Raw genomic sequence first — 20468 nt, forward strand, 5'->3', positions numbered from 1 at the left:
TAAAGGGAGGAATTGTCTGTGTATGCAGTCAGTGCAAAGAGCCTTACGAAATCCTATGACGGAAAAACCAATGCGCTCAATGACCTGAGTCTGGAAATTCCACAGGGCAGCGTGTATGGCTTTTTAGGGCCGAACGGGGCGGGGAAGACCACGTCGGTTAAACTGTTTACGGGTCTTCTGAAGCCGACACAGGGTGAGTGCACGGTGCTCGATCTGAACCCGGTAAAAGACCCGTCGGAAGTACACCGCCTTTGCGGTGTGATGACGGAAACCGCCAGAATGTACGGTCAGCTGACCGGTACGCAGAACCTTCTCTTTTTTGCGCAGACAGCGGGACTGAGCCGGGAAGAAGGCAATGAGCGCGCATCCGAGCTGCTGAAAAAGCTGGATCTTTGGGACGCGCGGGATAAAAAGCTGAGGGAGTACTCCACCGGTATGGCACAGCGGCTTTCTCTAGCCCGTGCACTGATTAACCGCCCGCAAATTCTCTTTTTGGACGAGCCCACCAGCGGGCTTGACCCGGAATCCGCCCAGTCGGTCAATTCCATGATTACGGATCTGGCAAACAGCACCGGTACCACGGTGTTTCTCTGCACGCATCAGCTGCGCTACGCGCAGGATCTCTGCGACAGCTACGGAATCATTGACAAGGGAAAACTGATTGCGGGCGGAAGTTTGGAAAACCTGTGCAGCAATATCGGCAGCCGGGCCAAAGCCGCTTTTCGGCTGCAGGAGGGGGATTCCCTGGACGGGTTTGACTATGACAGCGGGTGGTGGCAGACAGAGCTTGAGCAGGAAGGCCAAATGCCTAAGCTTCTGAAAAATATTGTGGAGTCCGGCCACGATGTTTATGAAGCGCGCCTGGTAAAGCCTACGCTGGAGGACGTTTATTTTGAGTATCTGAAGCATCAGGAGGAAACGAAATGAAACTGCTGTCGTCGGCCGAACAGGCGGTTGTAAATAAAGATTTCGGGGAAATCTGGAACACCAGAATGGCGCGCAACACGATTATCATTGTGCCGCTGATTATGGTTTTGTTCCTGCCTGTTATGTACCTTTTGATGATTTTCTTTATTCCCGCAAACCAAATGAACGGCGTGGATCAGATGATGCAGATGCTGCCGCGGGAAGCGGCGTATTTTTCGGTGAAACAGGGCATGTTCTACATTATGACGAATGTGGTCTGTCCCATGTTCTTTTTGATGATTCCGCTGATGGTGTCCAGTGTTTCGGCGGCCAGCAGCTTTGTGGGGGAAAAAGAGCGCGGCACCATTCAAACGCTCCTCCTGACCCCGCTGAGCATCAAATCGATTTTTAAAGCCAAGGTGCTCAGCTGCGTGTTCCTGTCCGCCGTCGCCACAGGTATTTCCTTCCTGGTTTTCGCCTGCGTCATTTCTGTGGGAGATCTTCTTCTGGGTATGCCGTTTTTTCTGAACTGGAACTGGCTCGTACTCGTGCTTCTTCTGGCACCTGGGATCACTGTTTTCGGGGTGATCTTCATGGTGCTGGTTTCGGGCAAAAGTAAAAGCTATATGGAATCCATTCAGACTTCGGGATATATTGTTTTGCCGCTTGTCCTTCTTTTTGTCGGGCAGTTTACCGGGCTGTTTCAGCTCAACGCACTCATCCTGCTGGTCATCGCAGCTGTTTTGCTGGTGGTTGACTTCCTTCTCTGGTTTGTTTCGGCGCGTTCCTTTACCCCTGAAAAGCTCCTCAAATAGGGCATTTATTTGCCTTCATCATCAAAATGTATTATAATAGTACTGTAATGAATTGAAATGATGAAGATTGGAAGGTGATTAAGTGGCCGCAGATTTGCATTGTCATACCAAAATGTCCGACGGTTCGGTTGGTATTGACGAGGTTGTTCTACTTGCCAAAACGCATGGTATCCCCACGATTGCCGTCACTGATCATGACACTTTTGCAGGATCGACCAGAGCGAAAATTTTTGGGGACAGGCATGGGGTTGAAGTAATATCCGGAGTTGAATTTTCAACGACGGATCCCTCTACCGGAAGAAAAGCTCATATTTTGTGTTACCTGTGTGACAAGACTGACCGATTGGAGGGCCTGTGCAAGCGTACAGGGGACAGCCGGCGCCGCGCTTCCTGTATTATGGTTCAGAAAGTAATGCGGCTGTATCCGATTACTGCGGAAATGGTGCTGCGTCGGGCGCAGGGAAGTACAAATATTTACAAGCAGCATATTATGCATGCTTTGATTGACGCGGGGTATTCCCACGACTTTTTCGGCGAAACGTATCATAAGCTGTTTAATGCCAAAACAGGGCTTGCTTATTTTCCTGTTCGCTATCCCGACGTTCATGATGTGATTGAACAGATTCATGAAGCCGGCGGCGTGGCGGTTCTGGCGCATCCCGGCGAATATGACAGCTACGATCTTTTAGAGCAGCTGGCGAAAGATCATGAAATTGAGGGCGTAGAGGTTTGGCATCCGCGCAACAAACCCGGCGATGAAGAACGTTTGTCGGCTGTAGCGCAGGAATATGGCCTTGTTATGACGGGAGGCACTGATTTTCACGGCATGTATACTACCGTGCCCATGCACATCGGGACCTGTGTCACGCCGGACGACCAGCTGGAAGCGTTGAAAAAAGCCAAAGCGCATTCGAAAAAATAAGGCAGTGGGGGAAATAGCTTGGTGTATCAATACAAAACAAAGGGAACCTGTTCCTCTGAAATCGATGTTGATCTGGAAGGCGACACCGTCAAATCCGTCAGGATTATCGGCGGCTGCAACGGGAACGGAAAAGGAATCTGCGCGCTTGTAGAAGGAATGAAGGCCGATGAGGCGATTCGGCGCCTGAAAGGAATTAAGTGTGGATTTAAGTCTACCTCCTGTCCGGACCAGCTGGCAATTGCATTGTTACAGGCCAAAGAGCAGCAGGCACATAAATAAAGAATGAAGGGCTGCGATTTTACTCGCAGCCCTTTTTGTGCGTTTAGCAGCCGCCACATCCGTTGTTTCCACATCCACAGCCGTCGTTGTCTCCGCAGCAGACTAAGAGGATAATGACAAGGATGATAATCCAACAGCAACTGCCACCGCCGCCAAAGAAATTGTTGTTACACATAATTGTTTGCCTCCTTTCGGTTTACAGTATATAATATTGCATAGGAACAAAACGTGTTACAAATTTTTCTTTTAGGGGCTGACCCACCAAAATTAGGCTTTTTCTATCTTCTATTCATGAGAAATTAATAGTAATATTATATTATGATTAATAATCTTTCGGGGTGATTCTATGCTGTGTGATTCGTGTGGAAAAAATCCGGTTACCACACATATTAAAACGATTATCAACGGTGAGCTGACCGAGTATTCCCTTTGCGCGGAGTGCGCACAGAAGCTGGGATACGGAGATTTTCTGACGGGACTTGGCCGCGATTACGGCAGCTTGCTGGGGGGCTTTTTCGGCGGGACCGAACTAGAAGATCCGGTTCGCTGCAAATGCTGCGGCTCCACATTTGATGACATTATGCGCAGCGGGCAGATCGGCTGTGCGGAATGTTACCATACCTTTTACGACCGATTAATTCCTCTGATTCAGCGTATTCACGGCAACACCAAACACCGCGGCAAGGTTCCAGGCGGAAATGCTCTTCAGCAAAGGCCACAGGAACAGCTCAGCCTGATGCGCCGGGAACTGCGGGAAGCAATCGATTCAGAAAACTATGAGCACGCTGCCGATCTGCGCGACCGGATTAAGGAACTGGAAGGGGGAAGGGCAAATGAGTAATCAGAATCCCGTATGCGAAGAAGATGTTGTGATCTGTACGCATATCCATCTGATCCGCAATTTGCGGGATGTTCCCTTCGTTTCCAAAATGAGCCGTTCCGAGCGGCAGAAGCTGGAACAGCGGGTGGCCTCCGCCGTCAGCGAAAATGAGGGGCTGTCCCGGGTTTTTCGCTTTATCGATATGGAAAGCCTGTCAAAGACAGAGGCGGTTTCTCTGGTGGAGCGCTTTCTAATCAGTGCGGATTTTCTTTCGGACTGCCGCGGCCGGGGCCTTTTCGTCAATGAAGACGAAACCGTCAGCGTCATGGTCAATGAGGAGGATCATATCCATCTTCAGTGTGAGCAGGCGGGTCTCAATCTGCAGAAAGCCTTTGAAAAAGCGGACGGGCTGGATGATATTCTGGATAAGTCCCTCCATTTCGCCTTTGATGAGAATCTGGGTTATCTGACGCAAAATCCCGTTAACCTCGGCACTGGGATGCGCGCTTCGCTGACACTGCATCTTCCGGCGCTGCGGGAAGGCGGGGGTGTCTCCCGGATTTCTACGAACTTAAGCAAGCTTGGCCTTGCGCTGCGCGGCGCTTTGGGATCCGGTGCGGAACCCAAAGGGGCGGTGTACCAGCTTTCCAACCATGTGACGTTCGGCCTGTCGGAGCAGGAGGCCATAGCCAATCTGCAGAGCATTGCCATGCAGCTGATTGAACAGGAGCGCGCCGCCAGAACGGAACTGGCGGAAAGCCTTGAAATACAGGACACCGTCAGCCGCTCCCTTGCCATTCTGCAGAGTGCGAGGATGATGGCTGACGATGAGTTTATGCAGCTGATTTCCAATGTTCGGTTCGGAGTTGCCGCGGGACTGATTGATCCCATTGATTACGGCGAGCTCAATCGCCTTATGATAATGGTTCAGCCTGCCACCCTAACGGTTGCCGGCGGCAGAAAACTGACACCCACGGAACGGCGGAGCCTGCGGGCTGAAAAGATCAGGGATTTTTTACAGAAATTGAATGCTTAAAGGCCGATGACTAATTCAGGCAATCAGCTACTTCGGAAAAGATTTTCTTTAATAATTAAAAGGTGGGAGTATCTATGGCGGAATTAAAAAATGACAATGTGGATCTGGCGGCAGCACTCTTTTTTGTGCTTGGAGAAACTGTGCCGCACCGCCGGGCGCTGGAAGAGGAAGCCGTTGCCCTGAGGGATGAAATGAATGACCGGGAAAAAACACTGCTGAAGGTCATTGAGCTGTGCGGCGAGCCGCATTCCCCCAAACAGTACTATCTGATTGAAAAAGCCTACAGCTGGCTTGGAAAAAAATATTATCAGGAGACTATTTACTATGCGGGCGAGTATCTGCACACTTCCAGCTGGGAGGAGCTGCCCAACCACATTCGTGTGGAAGACGGTATTACCATCAATTACGCCGCCGTTCAGAGAGCCTCTGTGCTGATAGACCTTGCGAAGGCGCAGGAGGGCCTGGGGCACCTCGAAGCCGCGCTGTTCAACTTTATCGAGGCGTACCGTTTGCAGCCTTACAGCGCCATGAACGCCATTAAAGCGGCCGACGTGATTGTGAAACAGCACGGCAGGGAAGAGGCTCTGCAGTTTTTAAAACAGCAAAGGCAAAGCCAGTATTACGAACCTGTCAAATATCAGGATTCCCTTGGTCACATTCATAAAAACGATGTGTTCAAACAACTGCTGGATGCTCATATTTTGAAACTTCAGGAAAATAAGCCGTCCGGGTCATAAACAGACGGCCGGAGATTAAGGCAGAGCAGCGAATGCGGCTCCGCTTTGGGTAATAAAAAAGTCAAAGAATACAGTTGTATTCTTTGACTTTCATGCTCAAATCCTATTTTGGAATCTTAGTATTTGTCTCCGGCGGCAATCGGCAGCTCCGGTTGGTCATATTTTTCCGGACATGCTGTTTGTTCGGTTCCTTCCGGCATGGCCACCTGGTCATTCAGCCGGAACTTTTCGGTTAGATCCCGCAGAAGCTGTGCCTGTCCGGAAAGCTCTTCGCTGGCTGCGGCGCTTTCCTCCGCGGTTGCGGAGTTTGTCTGAACAACGCTGGAAATCTGCTCTACACCAAAGGTGATTTGGGAAATCGCGTCGGATTGACGGTTGGTTGCCAGTGAGATTTTTTCAACGGTTGCGGTGACTTCCTCCGCTCTTGCAACGACGCGATGCAGTGACTGAGCAGTCGCGTCCGCGATTTTTGTTCCGTTTTCTACCTGACGGATGGAGTTTTCAATCAGCGTGGTTGTATTTTTAGCTGCTTCGGCGCTCTTACTGGCCAGATTTCTGACTTCGTCCGCGACTACAGAAAATCCCTTTCCGGCTGCTCCCGCTCTTGCCGCTTCAACGGCGGCATTCAGCGCCAGGATGTTCGTCTGAAACGCAATATCTTCAATGGTTTTAATAATTTTTCCGATTTCACCCGAGGATTCATGAATCAGGGACATGGCTTTGACCATGTCGTCCATGTGCTGATTGCTTGTTTCAATTTCGTGACTGACCTCGGCCACCGACTGGCTTGCGCTGGCGGTGTGCTCTGCGTTATCTTTTACATGGGAGGAGATTTCGGAAATGCTGGCCGAAAGTTCTTCCACCGAGCTGGCCTGCTCCGTAGCGCCCTGTGCCAGTTCCTCAGCACTGCTTGAAACCTGCTGGGAGCCGCTGGCTACCTGCTCCGCTGCCTGATCGATCTGACGGAAGGTATGGTTGAGAGAAGCGAGAATTCCAAAAATGGAGCTCTTGAGCTGAGAATAATCACCAATATATTCCAGATCCGTTCCTACGGTCAGATTGCCGCGTTCCATTTCGCTTACAATGTTGCTGATGTCGGAGATGTAGGAGCGGATGGACGCAATGGACTGAGAAAAGGCTTCTCCCAGAATCCCAATCTCATTTCTGGAGGTAACTTTTATTTCAGCATTCAAGTCTCCCTGTGCTATTCTCTGGGCGGCTTGAGCCATTTCTGCCACAGGCTTGCTGATGCTGCGGGAAATCCAGATGGCGATGACAATGGAAACCAGAAAACTGAGGAAAACAACTCCCGCCATCGCGATGTCTGCGATTTGAGACTGTTTAGAGAGGTCGGCCGCCATTTGCTTTCCTGTAGTAGTTTTGACGGTAATCAGTGCTTCCGTAGAGGACCGGATACCGTTGGAAAGCGGTGTGGCTTCCCGATCCATCAGTTCGGCTGCCTCCGTGTCCCGGTTCTCCTTGGCCAACTGGACAATTTTGGCTCTTGTTTGAGAAAATTTCGTCATATTTTCCTGTATATAATTGTAATAGTCCAGTTCTTTTGCCGTTACCATTCCTTTTTGCATGTTTTTCAGATACGTTTCAAGCTTCTGATTTGACCGGTCAAGCTCGAGTATGCTATCCTGTATTTTTTTTGAGTCCGACATGTAAATAACATCTCGGATGATTGCACGGCCTTGGTTGAATTCCGTATTGAAAAGCCCAATATCTCCCTGAGCAAAGCCGTAGTCCGTCAGCGCTTTTCCGTAAGTGGTGTTCTGGCGCGCCATCACGATGATGCCAACTATCCCGCTGATACTGGAAATGATGGCGACGGCCAGGAAAGTTATCATCAGTCTTTTGCCAATCTTCATATTCTTGAACATTTTTCTCATTCCTTTAACTTTTTTGCGTCATTTTTCGTACGATGGGGGTATTCTATTATTCGTAATGCGTTTTGAATCAGGAAAGTGCCGTCTGCATATGTTCCATTCAAGCCCTATGCTTTTGCAGGTCATGCATGACTTCATTTATCACCCCTTGGTTTGCATCCGTTTCTATCGTATTAAAATTTCATAGCAGCAATATCAATTAAAAATGCCTTTTTCAGTATACGCGAAAAAAAACAGTTTTTCAATACTTATAGTCACTATTTGTCGAATACCTTTAGATATATATTAAGTGTTTTTAAAAATGTGACTGAAGAATTAGGGGACGTGGTAAACATGGATAAGGCAAAAATGGAAATAATGCAGAGAACTGCGGAGCAAATCAAATATCTGCGCAAAAACGCGGGATTCAGCCAGAAGTCACTGGCGGATTCAGCAGGATTGGATCCGGCATTTTTAGGACATATTGAACGTTGCCTGAAATGTCCGACCATTGATACGGTCAATAAAATCGCCGTGGCATTGAATATCTCTCTTTCCGAGCTGCTCAATTTCGAAATTCCGAAAAAATGTGAAAGAAAAGAAGCTGCCGTCAAAAAAATCATGATGGCTCTGGAAAGTCTTACCCCACAGGAAACAGAGCAACTGGCCAGCGTGGTAATTGCAATTGTGGCATTTAAAAAAAGGGATTCCAGTTCATAAAAATCAGGCCGCGGACACCATCATTCGGTCCGCGGCCTGATCTAACTATTCAGAAATAAAATTTGTCGCTATTTCTTTTTCACTGTCGGGTGGAGAATACACAAACCGGTCGATCCTGTTGCCGGTGAAGAAGTATTTCGGCGCGGATGGACGGTAGGAATAATCAAATGTGTCGATAATGACAAGCTTGACTTTCATTCTGGAAGGAATAATACTTTTTATGTAAATGCTGGCCTGCTGCCCGGGAACCACATCTTCCTTCGCTTCCGCCAGCCCGGCAAGGTTGGGGGAAAGCTCCACGAAAATACCGTAGGACTCAACGGAACGCACGATTCCGGCCACTGTCTCTCCGGCTTTGAACATGGCTACGTTTTCCGCCCAGGTTCCCAGCAGTTCCTTGTGGCTCAGAGTAATGCGTCCGTTTTCCACAGACTTTATGACAACACGGATATCCATGCCGACCGTAAACCTTTCGCGGGGATGGTCAATTCTTGAGACGGAAATGGCGTCAATCGGCAGCAGCGCAATGATGCCGCAGCCAATATCGGCAAAAGCGCCGAAGCTTTCCAGATGGGTCACACGCGCGTTAATTACGTCGCCCGGAGTGAATTTTCTGACATACTCGGTCATGCATTTATCCTGTGCCGCACGCCGTGACAGCTGAGCGGTCATATGTCCGTCCGCATCCTTTTGAAAACCCGTCACGGTAAAACATACCGGCCGGTTGACTCTGGAAATGATGGCGATGTCGCGTACCGTACCTTCGCGAATTCCTAAAGCACCCTCGTCGTGCGGAATCACACCCTTCATGCACCCTAAATCGACCAGTAAATTATGCGAGCTGTCACAAATCAGCGCGCGTCCTTCCAAAATTTTTCCATCCCGGCAGGCGTCGTTCAGCGCGGAAATATTCAAAGTTGCCGCGCGGTTTTCGGGTGTATCAATGATCCAACCCTCAGGATAGTAATCAAACATTTTCCTACCTCCTTTTTGTCTTCGCTTATCTATATGCTTAAAATGAATCGGTAATACTATCCCCATTATTATTAAATTGTTAATTTCTCCGCACCCGGCTTGAATATTATTGCTATCTATAATAAAATATAATTTATGTATGACGAGAGGAAGTTATTTGATAATGCAGTATATGAGAAAAATAATAGGATTTGTTTCTGTTTTCGCCCTGACCCTGAGTTTGACCGCTTGCTCCGGCGGCAGTACGGCAAGTTCCGCAGCTTCTTCCGCGCCCGCAAGCTCCGCAGCTTCTTCTGCACCCGCAAGTTCCGCGGCGGCAGCGGACAGCAGGATTAAGCCCGACGACGGAAAAAAGCTGGGGTATCAGCTTGAAAAGCCGACTGCCGGTGAGGAGATTGCCGTTTTGACCACCAGCTTGGGGGTTGTGAAACTCCGCCTTTTTGCGGATGCTGCCCCGAAAGCCGTTGAGAATTTCAAGGGCCTGATTCAAAAGGGCTATTACAACGGGCTGACCTTTCACCGCGTCATCAACGATTTCATGATTCAGTCGGGCGACCCCAAGGGTGACGGCACCGGCGGAGAAAGCATCTGGAATAAAGAATTTGAGGACGAGTTCAACGCCAATCTGGTAAATATCCGCGGCTCTGTTTCCATGGCGAACGCAGGGGAAAACACCAACGGAAGCCAGTTCTTTATCAATCAGAAAGGGACTTCCGAAGCAATCAGCTGGGACTATTACCAACAGGCCTACGATGTCTATAAGCAGTATCCGCAGCCTTTTGTTCAGCAGTACGGAACCTATTTCCTTAATATGGACAAGATTACCGACGCGTACAAAAAGCTGTACAACGAAAACGGCGGCAATCCCAATCTGGACGGCGCGTATAATATTGTGGAACGGGGACATACCGTTTTTGCGCAGGTCATTGAGGGAATGGACGTTGTGGATAAAATAGCTGCGGTTCCGGTTTCTGCAAACGACCAGGGGGAAAAGAGCAAACCGACCACCCCTGTCCTTATAAAAAAAGCGGAGATAGAAAAATATCAACCTTAAGCCTGATATCCTCGGAGGTTTCCGGGTAATCGTCTGCCAGTCATTAGGCAGGGTGCACAGGACTATGGAGGACCCCAGTCGATTATTAGAAGATTATTTCAAATTTTAACAGAACGGAATTTAATATCGTCTATTGCATTGACAAGCCAATACAATAGACGATATAATTAATCTAATTTGGTTTTTGCAGCGGCAGTAAATTCAGTGCTTATGGAGGGTAACTATGTCAGCAAAATATATTTTTGTAACAGGCGGGGTCGTTTCCGGATTAGGTAAAGGAATCACGGCGGCTTCTTTGGGACGCTTACTGAAAGCCAGGGGATTGAGAATTACCATACAGAAATTTGACCCCTATTTGAATGTTGATCCGGGCACAATGAACCCGTTTCAGCACGGAGAGGTTTTCGTAACCAACGACGGAGCGGAAACAGATCTGGACCTTGGTCATTATGAACGCTTCATTGATGAAAATCTGACTCAGAACAGCAATATCACTTCGGGCAGAATTTACTGGAATGTGCTGCAGAACGAGCGCAACGGTGATTACGACGGGGGAACGGTTCAGGTGATCCCTCACATCACCAATGAGATTAAGTCCCGTATATACGACGGGAAGGATAATATTGACGTAGCCATCATTGAAGTAGGCGGTACGGTCGGTGACATTGAGAGCCAGCCTTTTCTGGAGGCCATCCGTCAGTTTGCGACAGAGGTCGGCAGAAACAACTGCTTGTTTATTCATGTTACCCTTGTTCCCTATCTGATTTGTTCTCACGAACATAAATCGAAACCCACACAGCACAGTGTCAAAGAGCTGCTTTCCATTGGAATTCAGCCGGACATTATTATTCTTCGTTCCGAAAGACCGGTCGGCGACGATATCAAGAACAAAATTGCGCTTTTCTGCAATGTCAATCAAAACTGTGTGATACAGAACCTTGACCTTCCGCTTCTGTATCAGGTGCCTCTTGCACTGAAGGAAGAGCGCCTGGATGACATTGTCTGCCGTCACTTTGGGCTGGACACGCCCGGCGCCGATCTCAGCGACTGGATCACGATGGTCAATACGGCCGTGTCCCTGACAGAAAGCGTTACCATTGGCCTTGTAGGAAAATATGTGGAGCTTCATGACGCGTATCTGAGCGTTGCCGAAGCACTGACCCACGGCGGCATCGGCAATAATGTCAAGGTAAATATCAAATGGATTGATTCCGAAACCATAACAAAGGACAATGTAGCCGAAATTCTCGCCGGTATGGACGGCGTGATCGTACCCGGCGGATTCGGCCAGAGAGGCATTGAAGGAATGATTACGGCAATTCACTATGCCAGAGTCAACCAGCTTCCGTGTCTGGGAATCTGCCTTGGTATGCAGCTTGCCATTGTGGAGTATGCCCGCAATGTTCTCGGCCTTGCGGACGCGAACTCCGCGGAGTTTGATCCGCAGAGCAGCAACCATGTCATTGACCTGATGCCCGAACAGAAGGATGTTGTGCAGCTTGGCGGCACCATGCGCCTTGGCCAGTATCCCTGCAAGCTGACCGCGGGTACAAAAGCGGCGGCGCTTTACAACAATGAGCCGCTGATCTCTGAGCGCCACCGTCACCGTTTTGAGGTTAACAACGATTATCGCGAGCGCTTTGAAAAAGCCGGCGTGGTTTTCTGTGGGAAGTCACCGGACGATCATATTGTGGAAATGATGGAAATTCCGGAGCATCCGTGGTTTATGGGCGCTCAGTTCCATCCGGAATTCAAGTCCCGCCCCAACCGCCCGCACCCGCTCTTCAAGGGCTTGGTCGGCGCGGCGAAAGAATACAAATCCGCTCACAAGCATTAATTTGCAGTTACCATCCATCTGCTGTGTTTTCAATACGATCTTCCCGCTTTGAACGGGAGGATCGTATTTTTTGTCACACGAAAACTCCCGGCACAGCCGGGAGTTTCGAAAAAGCTTTAGTGTTGAGTATCATAAAAAGCTTCTTTTATGTATCAAAAGACCGGCAGTTGAATGAAAAACTGCCGGTCAATGTTAAGTCCCTATCTTAATGATTTTGCTAATTCCTTAATCTTACCCTCTATTGTCCGGATTACCGAAAGAAATTCTTCATCACTTTTGCCCGTCGGATCGGGCAAGCCCCAGTCTTCACGACGCTTGCATGGCAGATAAGGACATTCCACATTGCAGCCCATCGTAACAACCACCTCCACGGGAGGGAGTGTCTCGAGCAGCTTCGGACGCTGACTTTGTTCCATGTTGATTCCATAGAGCTGCTTCATAAGGCGAACCGCATCGGGGTTGATGCGGTCTTTCAGTTCCGTGCCAGCGGAATAACTTTCAAAAATGTCGGCGGCAAGATGCTTTCCCAGCGCCTCGGCGATCTGGCTTCGACAGGAGTTATGGACGCAGATAAAAGCTACCTTTGGTTTACTCATAATAAAACCGTCCTTATAAAATTTATCTGACTTTTTGCAGAATCTTTACAACTTCCTCGGCTTTCAAGACCTTGCCATAGGAAACCACTTTCCCGTCTATGACAAGGGCGGGCGTTGACATGACGCCATAGGCCGCGATTTGTGAGAAATCGGTCACATGGTCAATCGCTGTATCCATACCGAGCTGCTCCAGCGCGGCTTTGGCAGCCGCTTCAAGCTGGTTGCATTTTGCGCAGCCGCTTCCGAGTACCTTCACACTCGCGCCATCGGTCTTAGCGCTTTCAGCCTTTGCCATGCTTTCCGCATCGCAGTTTCCTCCACAGCAGCAGGAGGACGTTTCTTCCTTTTTCTTTCCGAACAGTGACATATTCATTACGCTCCTTATCAGTTAATGTTATTGGTTAGCAGCAATTGCCCCCGCAGGAGCATGCTGATTTACTTGCTTTTCCCTCGTAAAAAGTTTTCAGATTATCCGGCAGTCTATAGTCGCCGCAGGAACAATCGCCTTTCGCTCCGAATACGGTTTTCAGAATTGCCTCGGCAAGCATCTCTTTGGGAGGCACTTCATAACTTTCCCCATTGTATTCAAATACCCGGCAGTCAACATCAGTTCCGCTGATTTCACTGCAGCATCCACAGCTGTTCTCTTTTACGAACCCGCAAATATCCCGACTGTTTACACGGATCGTCGGAGAGGAAAGAAACCTGAACCGCTCGGCAAGCTCCGCCGTCTTCATCTCGATCTTGTTATACTCGATATCAAACCCGGCAAGACGCAGCGCGGGGGTAAGCGTCGCCATTACTTCATCAAGCACAGTGTCCGTTCCAATGCAGCGGTTACAGGTCTGCAAATCAAGATAGAGATACTCAACGACAATCTTCTTTTCAGAAGATGTTTCGCATCCGCAGGAACAGCAGGCTTCTTTGGATTCCTGTGTGCCGTTCGGCGGTGTCCAACCGGTATCGTCGCCAACATAGGTAATCGCACCAACCGGACAGCGGTTCCCGCAGCCGTGACAATGGTCAACGCAGGCTTCCGGACTTTTTACGACGGGTGCAGGAGCCTTTGCGGAATCATAGACACCGTGAGGACACGTTGCAACACAGGTGCCGCACTCCGCGCAGGTAAGATAGTCAATAACAGGATACCATATCTTTGCCATAATATTTCCCTCCCTATATGATAAATCCCTGAATCGCGTTGAAAAAATAGCCTACGATGATAATGCCTATGGTACAGATACCAATGAACAGCGCCAGCAGCTTCGGCTTGACTGCTTTGCGGAGCATGATTATGGACGGCAGTGACAGCGTGGTGACGGCCATCATAAAGGAAAGGATGGTGCCGAGCTGTGCCCCTTTGTATAACAGTGCCTCCGCAATCGGAATGGTGCCAAAAATGTCGGCGTACATCGGGACACCGATCAGCGTTGCCAGGACGACGCCAAAGGGGTTATTGCTTCCCAGTACAAGTGAAACCCATTCCTCTGGAATCCAATTGTGGATAATTGCGCCGATTCCTACGCCGATTAGGATATAGGGAAACACCTTTTTGAAGGTGGTGAGCATCTGCTCTTTCGCATATATCAGCCGGTCTTTCTTTGTCAGATTCGGGGATTCAATATCCACACTGCCCGCTGACAGAATAAAGCTTTCAACATATCTCTCCATATGCAGCTTCTCGATAATCGTACCGCCGACAACCGCGATAACCAGACCAACGGCCACATAGATGATTGCCACCTTTGCTCCAAAGATGCCCATCAGCAAAAGAAGCGATCCGAGATCCACCATTGGGGAGGAAATCAGGAACGAGAATGTCACGCCGACCGGAAGCCCGGCTGACGTGAAGCCGATGAACAGTGGAATGGAGGAGCAGGAACAAAACGGCGTTACCGTACCTAGGAGCGCCGAGATGCAGTTGGCCCAGATGCCGTGAAAACGTCCGAGAATTTTCTTGCTGCGTTCCGGTGGAAAGTAGCTTTGAATGTAACTAATAAGAAAGATCAGGAAGCAAAGCAGCACAGTAATCTTAATTACATCATAGAGAAAAAATTCAATGCTTCCGATCAGGCGGCTGGACGTATCAAGCCCCATAGCGGACAGACCGCTTCCAATCGCCCCATCCAGCCATTTCATGCCGAGAATCTGGTATTGAAAAAAGTCCCAAATCGCTTTAAGTATTTGCACAGGATATAAACCTCACTTTCAGTAGCAATCGCATCAAATTATTTTGATGTATTCTGCTCTTAAAAAGCCATCGTCAGGATGGCTTTTTAGGTCTACAACAAATTTTCTCTTCTGTAACCGTGCTCGGCGTTGTCAGTTCTTGCAATAGAGTACTGGCATAAACGCTGCCTTTTTCACTGATTTTGTAATGCGTCCATTTGCCTTCCTGCCGACTCTCCACAATTCCCGATTCAACCAGAATTTTCATGTGATAGGAAAGTCCAGACTGCCCCAAGTCCAACTGTTCCAACAAAACACAGGCGCATTTTTCCCCGTCGCGCAGAAGTTCAAGTATTCTAAGGCGTTTTTCGTCGCAAAATGCCTTGAACACTTTTGCCTGTTCTTCATAAGTGGCTGCCAAGTTATCACCTCATATCAAAATTATTTGATATGTTATTAGTATATGCGTCAAATCAAGTTTTGTCAATATAAAATACGCAATATCATCACAGTATATCGACGAGTTGCGGATTCTGGTGGGAAATATCTTCTGTGCCCACTACAAAGTTCGACATTCTGGGGAATGCGATGGACACGTGAAATTTACAGTAAGCGTGAAGCCGGAAGATGCGGAGATTAAAGAGTTAGGTTATAAAAGATGTAAGTCATAAGCGCGAGCACTAAGCTACCCAAAAGAAAAGAGTCCGAACGCGAATTGTGTCCAGACTCAGTCTGGTGGTGGAGATGAGGAGGATTGGGTAGTGCATTACCAGCCCGCGTTCCGCGAGTCATTCACTTTATCTGAACGGTATCTTTCGCTTTTATGGTTTCCCTTCCTTGCGCCGGAGTCCTTCCCAGCAACGTTTCCATAAAGAAACAGGAACATCCCATAAAGGATGTTCCTGTTTCTTGGTGGAGACGAAGAGGATCGAACTCTCGACCTTACGGATGCGAACCGTACGCTCTCCCAGCTGAGCTACGCCCCCACAACGAAAGATATTATATCATGTTGACGGGACGATTTCAACTGTTATTTTCAGTTATTTGCTGTTATTTCGAATCTTGCTTTCAAAAAACGGCTGAGGCTCTTTGTCAGTTTTTATGGTTTCTGACAAATTGGCCTATTTTTTTGTCCTGTGTGGAGATATGCTGAATCAGCCAGTTGATAACCATTTGATTCGCGTTGATAATCACGGCGATATTTCCGCCGGACTTGGCGTATTCCGCTTTCAGCTTTGCCAGCTCCCCTATAAAGTTTGTATGGAGCTTCTTTTGCGTTTCATATTCCGGATAATGAATGCTCAGCATGTATTTTTCTTCGTCACGGAAATGCATTTTCGTGTAATCGTCAAGGAAATCCAGCATTTGTGCAATAAATTCCTTTGCCTTGCCGTTTTTACCGGCGTCAAAGAGCTGGTCTGCCTTTTCAAACCAAATTTTGTGCTGCTGATCGATTACGTCTACTCCTACGGATAAATCCTCCGTCCATCCCATTGCCATGGTATATACCACCCTTCTGCAAAATTTGCTATATTCTACCATTATTATATCTTTTTTGCAGAATACCTTCAAGACAGTTGTTAAATCTATTTTTTGACAGGTGCTTTGCTGACGGACTGAGCATATTTACAGAATTCCTTCATGCAGCACTGTTCGCATTTCGGGCTGCGTGCGGTGCACACCGCGCGGCCGTGCAGAACTAGCCGGTGGCAGAAATCGTTTGATTTATCCATAGGGAGAACAGCCCTCAGCTGCTTTTCCACCTTAAACGGCTCTTTGCCCTCGCTGATGCCGATTCTGCCGCAGATACGGATGCAGTGCGTATCGGTTACCACAGCGGGCTTGTGGTAAATATCCCCCACGACCAGGTTGGCAGTTTTCCGCCCTACTCCCGGCAGGCGGGTGAGCTCCTCTATGCTGTCGGGTACCACGCCGTCGTACTCTTCCTTCAGCATGCGGCACATGGCAAAGATGTCACGCGCCTTTGTTTTATAAAGCCCGCAGGAATGAACCAGCTCCTCAATTTCCGCCACAGAGCCTTCTGTAAAAGCTTCCAGAGTCGGAAAACGCTCGAACAGCGCGGGTGTCACAAGGTTGACGCGCGCGTCGGTACACTGCGCGGACAGCCGGGTGGCGATTAAAAGCTGCAGGGGGTTGGTATAGGTCAGGGAGCAGACTGCACCCGGATATTCTTTTTTTAGCGCTTCCACCGCCAGAGCGGCACGCTGCTTTTTCGTCATAAGGAAACCTCCGCTTTAAAATGTTCTGAACATAGTATTCCATTTAATATTATATGAAATTAAGGGAAAGTACAAGTTGACAAGGACAGGATTATCAAATATCATGTTATAAATGAATCATCATACAGAAGGGCGGAGAGAATATGAACAGATCGCAGTTAAAAATGCTGGCAGTTATTACCATGCTGATCGATCACGTCGGCGCTGTCTTTTTTCCGGCTGTTCCGCTTTTCCGCATCATCGGCCGGCTTTCGTTTCCGCTTTTCTGCTTTTTTATTTCAGAAGGGCTTCTTTACACCACCAATATCAAGGGGTACTTGGAGCGTCTGTTCTTATTTGCGCTGATTTCCGAAGTTCCGTACGATCTTGCGTTTCACAAAACCGTTTATTACCCGCAGAGTCAAAATGTGTTTTTTACGCTTTTTCTTGGATTGGCGGCCATTGCCATCCTCCACACTTACCTCGTTTCCCGCCCCGTTCCGGCGGTGCTGCTTGCCGTTTCCTGTGCACTGCTTGCCGAAGTGTTACATACGGATTACGGATGGTTCGGCGTGGTTCTGATTATTATCTTCTATTGCTTTAAGAACTTCAGAACAAGGGGCGTTCTGGTTTTTACGGTTCTCAATACCGGTTACAGCCTGCTTACCGGCCCAATTAAGCTTTATGCGGCGCTGGCGGGTTTTCCAATTCTTGTTTACAATGGGAAAAAGGGAAAGCTGAATTGGAAATATTTCTTTTACGCTTTTTACCCCGTGCATCTGCTGATTCTGTATTTAGTGTATAAGGTTGCGTTTTAGCACATTAAAGTGTATAATGAACAATAAAATACCTTAGGGAAAGGGAATGAAGAAAATGTACAGTGATATGATGGACACCATCGGCTATGTCTCTCAGGCGGACCCCGCGGTCGGCGCCGCAATGAAAGAGGAACTGAAGCGCCAACAGCGCAATCTGGAAATGATTGCTTCTGAAAACCTTGTTTCGCCTGCGGTGATGGCTGCGATGGGCAGTATTTTAACAAATAAATACGCCGAAGGCTACCCCGCAAAAAGGTATTACGGCGGATGCCAGTATGTGGACGTAGTGGAAAACCTTGCGCGCGACCGTGCCTGTGAACTTTTCCATGCGGAATACGCCAATGTACAGCCGCACTCCGGTGCTCAGGCAAACATTGCCGTCTACTTTGCGCTGCTGAACCCGGGAGACACCATCATGGGCATGAGCCTTGCCGAAGGCGGCCATCTGACCCATGGTTCCCCGGTTAACATTTCCGGCAAATATTTCAACTTCATTCCCTACGGAGTCGACCCGGAAACCGGACATATCGATTACGACAAGCTTTATGAAACAGCGGTCAAAGAAAAACCGAAAATGATTGTTGCCGGCGCGAGCGCGTATCCGCGTACCATCGATTTCAAGCGTTTCCGTGAGATCTGCGACGCCTGCGGCGCGTACCTGATGGTTGACATGGCGCACATTGCGGGCCTTGTTGCTGCCGGTGTGCATCCCAATCCGGTGGAGTGGGCGGATATTGTTACCACTACAACGCACAAAACCCTGCGCGGTCCCCGCGGAGGACTGATTCTTTGCCGTGAAGAGTACGCGAAAGCGATTGATAAGGCAATTTTCCCCGGCACACAGGGCGGCCCGCTGATGCATGTCATCGCCGGTAAGGCGGTCTGTCTGGGCGAAGCGCTGAAGCCGGAGTTCAAAGAATACGGCCGCAAAATCGTGGAAAACGCCGCCGCTCTGGCGGACGGACTGATGAAGCGCGGAGTCAAGCTTGTCAGCAACGGTACCGACAACCATCTGATGATGGTGGATCTGAGCGGTCTGGAGCTGACCGGCAAGGAACTGGAGCACCGTCTTGACTCGGTTTATATCACAGCCAACAAGAACACGGTTCCGAACGAGCAGCGCAGCCCGTTCATCACCAGCGGCCTGCGTCTGGGTACGCCGGCGATCACTACCCGCGGACTGAATACCGCTGATATGGACATTATTGCCGAATGTATCAGCCTTGCAATTCATGATTTTGAATCCAACGAGGATAAAATCCGCGGGATGGTTACAGAAATCTGCAGCCGCTATCCGTTATACGAATAATTTATCAGAGTCAGGTGGGGTGGTTACTATATGGCAGCGCCTTTGGCGGACCGTCTGCGTCCACAGAAATTGGACGACCTTGTCGGCCAGCGCCATCTTCTTGGAGAGGGGAAACCCCTTCGCCGGATAATCGATTCGGGGGAAATCCCCAATATGATCTTCTACGGGCCGTCGGGTATCGGGAAAACCACGCTCGCCTCCATCATTGCAAAGCAGACAAAACGGGCCCTTTTTAAGCTGAACGGTACGACTGCGTCCACGGCGGATATCCGCGGGGTGGTCGAACAGCTTGACACGCTCGCCGCCCCGAACGGAATTCTGCTTTACCTTGATGAGATTCAGTATTTTAATAAAAAGCAGCAGCAGACGCTGCTGGAATTCATAGAAAACGGACAGATTACCCTGATTGCCTCCACAACGGAAAACCCTTATTTTTATGTGTATAACGCCATCCTCAGCCGTTCAACGGTGTTTGAGTTCAAACCGGTGGAAAAAGAGGACGTGCTCCCGGCTGTCCGGCGTGCGTTTGCCTTTATGGAACAGGAGCAGGGAAGACCCGTCTCCGTAGAGAAGGAAGCGGAGGAGTACATTTCCTCTGCCTGCGGCGGAGATGTGCGCAAGGCGATGAACGCGGCGGAGCTCTGCGTGCTTTCCGGTGAGGAAAAGGACGGGGTCTGCCATGTGTCGCTTCAGCTTGCCAGAGAGCTTACCCAGCGCAGCGCGCTCAGGTATGACCGCGCGGGGGACGAGCACTACGATATCCTTTCCGCGTTCCAGAAGTCCATGCGCGGTTCCGACCCGGACGCCGCCGTTCACTATCTGGCGCGCCTGATTGTTGCGGGGGATCTGCCGTCCATCTGCCGGCGGCTGATGGTCTGCGCCTGCGAGGATGTCGGGCTGGCGTACCCTCAGATTATCCCGATTGTAAAGGCTGCGGTGGACGCCGCGGTGCAGGTCGGCCTGCCGGAAGCGAGAATTCCGCTTGCGGACGCGGTGATCCTCGTCTGCAACGCGCCAAAGTCCAATTCCGCCTACTGCGCGCTTGACGCCGCCATTGCCGATATAGAAAAAGGCAGAATCGGGAATATTCCGCGCCAGCTTCAGAATAAACATTATGATGGAGAGGACAACACGCACAAAGGGCAGTTTTACAAATATCCTCATGATTATCCGAACAAATGGGTTGCTCAGCAGTACCTGCCGGATGAGCTGAAAGACGTTCACTATTATGAATACGGACAAAATAAAACAGAGCAGGCTTTCCAGCAGTATTGGAGCAGAATAAAGGGGAATAATACCTGAATGTTGTGTAAAATTTGTCCAAATTCAGAAGCTTTTGCTTGTATCGGCCAAACGAGAGTGATATGATTGAGAAAAAGAAAACG

23 protein-coding genes and 1 tRNA gene are annotated in these 20468 nt (G+C 49.2%); 13 read left to right on the top strand and 11 right to left on the bottom strand.

Annotated elements, in window-relative coordinates:
• The first annotated feature begins 18 nt into the window (after nt 1-18).
• The 4 genes from J5W02_RS10595 (at nt 19) to J5W02_RS10610 (ending at nt 2922) form a co-directional block, all read left to right on the top strand.
• A complete protein-coding gene (locus J5W02_RS10595) occupies nt 19-927 on the top strand; it encodes an ABC transporter ATP-binding protein (RefSeq protein ID WP_219965669.1) in 909 nt (302 codons plus the stop codon).
• Nucleotides 924-1721: an ABC transporter gene (locus J5W02_RS10600; protein ID WP_219965670.1), complete on the top strand. Its 798-nt coding sequence runs from the start codon at nt 924-926 to the stop codon at nt 1719-1721. Before J5W02_RS10595 ends, J5W02_RS10600 begins: the two co-directional genes overlap by 4 nt.
• Nucleotides 1722-1803: 82 nt before the next feature.
• Nucleotides 1804-2643 carry a PHP domain-containing protein gene (locus tag J5W02_RS10605; RefSeq protein WP_219965671.1) on the top strand — a complete coding sequence of 280 codons (840 nt, stop codon included), beginning with the start codon at nt 1804-1806 and terminating at the stop codon, nt 2641-2643.
• 21 nt (nt 2644-2664) lie between these two features.
• Complete coding sequence (locus J5W02_RS10610) at nt 2665-2922, top strand: TIGR03905 family TSCPD domain-containing protein (protein ID WP_219965902.1); 258 nt, start codon at nt 2665-2667, stop codon at nt 2920-2922.
• Between the two features lie 43 nt (nt 2923-2965).
• Here J5W02_RS10610 and J5W02_RS14770 read toward each other — a convergent pair whose 3' ends face one another.
• A complete protein-coding gene (locus J5W02_RS14770) occupies nt 2966-3097 on the bottom strand; it encodes a hypothetical protein (protein WP_255575698.1) in 132 nt (43 codons plus the stop codon).
• A 171-nt stretch (nt 3098-3268) separates the two neighbouring features.
• On the opposite strand from J5W02_RS14770, the gene J5W02_RS10615 reads away from it, so the two are divergent.
• The 3 genes from J5W02_RS10615 (at nt 3269) to J5W02_RS10625 (ending at nt 5515) form a co-directional block, all read left to right on the top strand.
• Nucleotides 3269-3763 (top strand): UvrB/UvrC motif-containing protein, encoded by a 495-nt coding sequence (locus tag J5W02_RS10615; protein ID WP_219965672.1) that lies wholly within the window; start codon nt 3269-3271, stop codon nt 3761-3763.
• Entirely contained in the window at nt 3756-4778 is a 1023-nt protein-coding gene (locus J5W02_RS10620) for an ATP--guanido phosphotransferase (protein WP_219965673.1), read from the top strand. Before J5W02_RS10615 ends, J5W02_RS10620 begins: the two co-directional genes overlap by 8 nt.
• A 74-nt stretch (nt 4779-4852) precedes the next feature.
• Nucleotides 4853-5515: a hypothetical protein gene (locus tag J5W02_RS10625; RefSeq protein WP_219965674.1), complete on the top strand. Its 663-nt coding sequence runs from the start codon at nt 4853-4855 to the stop codon at nt 5513-5515.
• A gap of 116 nt (nt 5516-5631) precedes the next feature.
• Here the strand turns inward: J5W02_RS10625 and J5W02_RS10630 are convergent, their stop codons facing one another.
• Nucleotides 5632-7410, bottom strand: coding sequence for a methyl-accepting chemotaxis protein (locus tag J5W02_RS10630; protein ID WP_219965675.1), 1779 nt, complete (start codon nt 7408-7410; stop codon nt 5632-5634).
• 330 nt (nt 7411-7740) lie between these two features.
• Here J5W02_RS10630 and J5W02_RS10635 point away from each other — a divergent pair, with 330 nt between their 5' ends.
• Entirely contained in the window at nt 7741-8106 is a 366-nt protein-coding gene (locus J5W02_RS10635; RefSeq protein WP_219965676.1) for a helix-turn-helix domain-containing protein, read from the top strand.
• Between the two features lie 45 nt (nt 8107-8151).
• On the opposite strand, the gene J5W02_RS10640 is transcribed toward J5W02_RS10635, so the two are convergent.
• On the bottom strand, nt 8152-9081 hold the full coding sequence (locus J5W02_RS10640; protein ID WP_219965677.1) for a S1 RNA-binding domain-containing protein: 930 nt from the start codon (nt 9079-9081) through the stop codon (nt 8152-8154).
• 172 nt (nt 9082-9253) lie between these two features.
• Here J5W02_RS10640 and J5W02_RS10645 point away from each other — a divergent pair, with 172 nt between their 5' ends.
• Together J5W02_RS10645 and J5W02_RS10650 are read left to right on the top strand one after the other, a co-directional pair.
• Complete coding sequence (locus J5W02_RS10645; RefSeq protein WP_219965678.1) at nt 9254-10135, top strand: peptidylprolyl isomerase; 882 nt, start codon at nt 9254-9256, stop codon at nt 10133-10135.
• Nucleotides 10136-10358: 223 nt separating this feature from the next.
• Nucleotides 10359-11972, top strand: coding sequence for a CTP synthase (locus J5W02_RS10650; protein WP_219965679.1), 1614 nt, complete (start codon nt 10359-10361; stop codon nt 11970-11972).
• Between the two features lie 200 nt (nt 11973-12172).
• On the opposite strand, the gene J5W02_RS10655 is transcribed toward J5W02_RS10650, so the two are convergent.
• The 8 genes from J5W02_RS10655 to nth form a co-directional block, all read right to left on the bottom strand.
• Nucleotides 12173-12568: an arsenate reductase ArsC gene (locus tag J5W02_RS10655; RefSeq protein ID WP_219965680.1), complete on the bottom strand. Its 396-nt coding sequence runs from the start codon at nt 12566-12568 to the stop codon at nt 12173-12175.
• Between the two features lie 22 nt (nt 12569-12590).
• Nucleotides 12591-12935, bottom strand: coding sequence for a thioredoxin family protein (locus tag J5W02_RS10660; RefSeq protein WP_219965681.1), 345 nt, complete (start codon nt 12933-12935; stop codon nt 12591-12593).
• Between the two features lie 34 nt (nt 12936-12969).
• Nucleotides 12970-13731 (bottom strand): DUF2703 domain-containing protein, encoded by a 762-nt coding sequence (locus J5W02_RS10665; protein WP_219965682.1) that lies wholly within the window; start codon nt 13729-13731, stop codon nt 12970-12972.
• A gap of 13 nt (nt 13732-13744) precedes the next feature.
• On the bottom strand, nt 13745-14758 hold the full coding sequence (locus tag J5W02_RS10670) for a permease (RefSeq protein WP_219965683.1): 1014 nt from the start codon (nt 14756-14758) through the stop codon (nt 13745-13747).
• A gap of 73 nt (nt 14759-14831) precedes the next feature.
• A complete protein-coding gene (locus tag J5W02_RS10675) occupies nt 14832-15158 on the bottom strand; it encodes an ArsR/SmtB family transcription factor (RefSeq protein WP_219965684.1) in 327 nt (108 codons plus the stop codon).
• A gap of 489 nt (nt 15159-15647) precedes the next feature.
• Nucleotides 15648-15723, bottom strand: a tRNA-Ala gene (locus J5W02_RS10680).
• A 106-nt stretch (nt 15724-15829) separates the two neighbouring features.
• Complete coding sequence (locus J5W02_RS10685) at nt 15830-16237, bottom strand: bacteriohemerythrin (RefSeq protein ID WP_219965685.1); 408 nt, start codon at nt 16235-16237, stop codon at nt 15830-15832.
• Between the two features lie 86 nt (nt 16238-16323).
• Entirely contained in the window at nt 16324-16977 is a 654-nt protein-coding gene (nth, locus tag J5W02_RS10690) for an endonuclease III (protein WP_219965686.1), read from the bottom strand.
• A 143-nt stretch (nt 16978-17120) separates the two neighbouring features.
• Here nth and J5W02_RS10695 point away from each other — a divergent pair, with 143 nt between their 5' ends.
• From J5W02_RS10695 to J5W02_RS10705, 3 genes are read left to right on the top strand one after another with little or no spacing between them, the layout of a single operon-like run.
• Nucleotides 17121-17774 carry a TraX family protein gene (locus J5W02_RS10695; RefSeq protein WP_219965687.1) on the top strand — a complete coding sequence of 218 codons (654 nt, stop codon included), beginning with the start codon at nt 17121-17123 and terminating at the stop codon, nt 17772-17774.
• A gap of 55 nt (nt 17775-17829) precedes the next feature.
• Nucleotides 17830-19083, top strand: a complete 1254-nt coding sequence (locus J5W02_RS10700; protein ID WP_219965903.1) for a serine hydroxymethyltransferase — start codon at nt 17830-17832, stop codon at nt 19081-19083.
• Between the two features lie 30 nt (nt 19084-19113).
• Complete coding sequence (locus tag J5W02_RS10705) at nt 19114-20385, top strand: replication-associated recombination protein A (protein WP_219965688.1); 1272 nt, start codon at nt 19114-19116, stop codon at nt 20383-20385.
• Nucleotides 20386-20468 lie beyond the last annotated feature (83 nt).

Origin of the sequence: Caproiciproducens faecalis, assembly GCF_019448085.1 — a bacterium.
GTDB classification, from domain to species: domain Bacteria; phylum Bacillota; class Clostridia; order Oscillospirales; family Acutalibacteraceae; genus Caproiciproducens; species Caproiciproducens faecalis.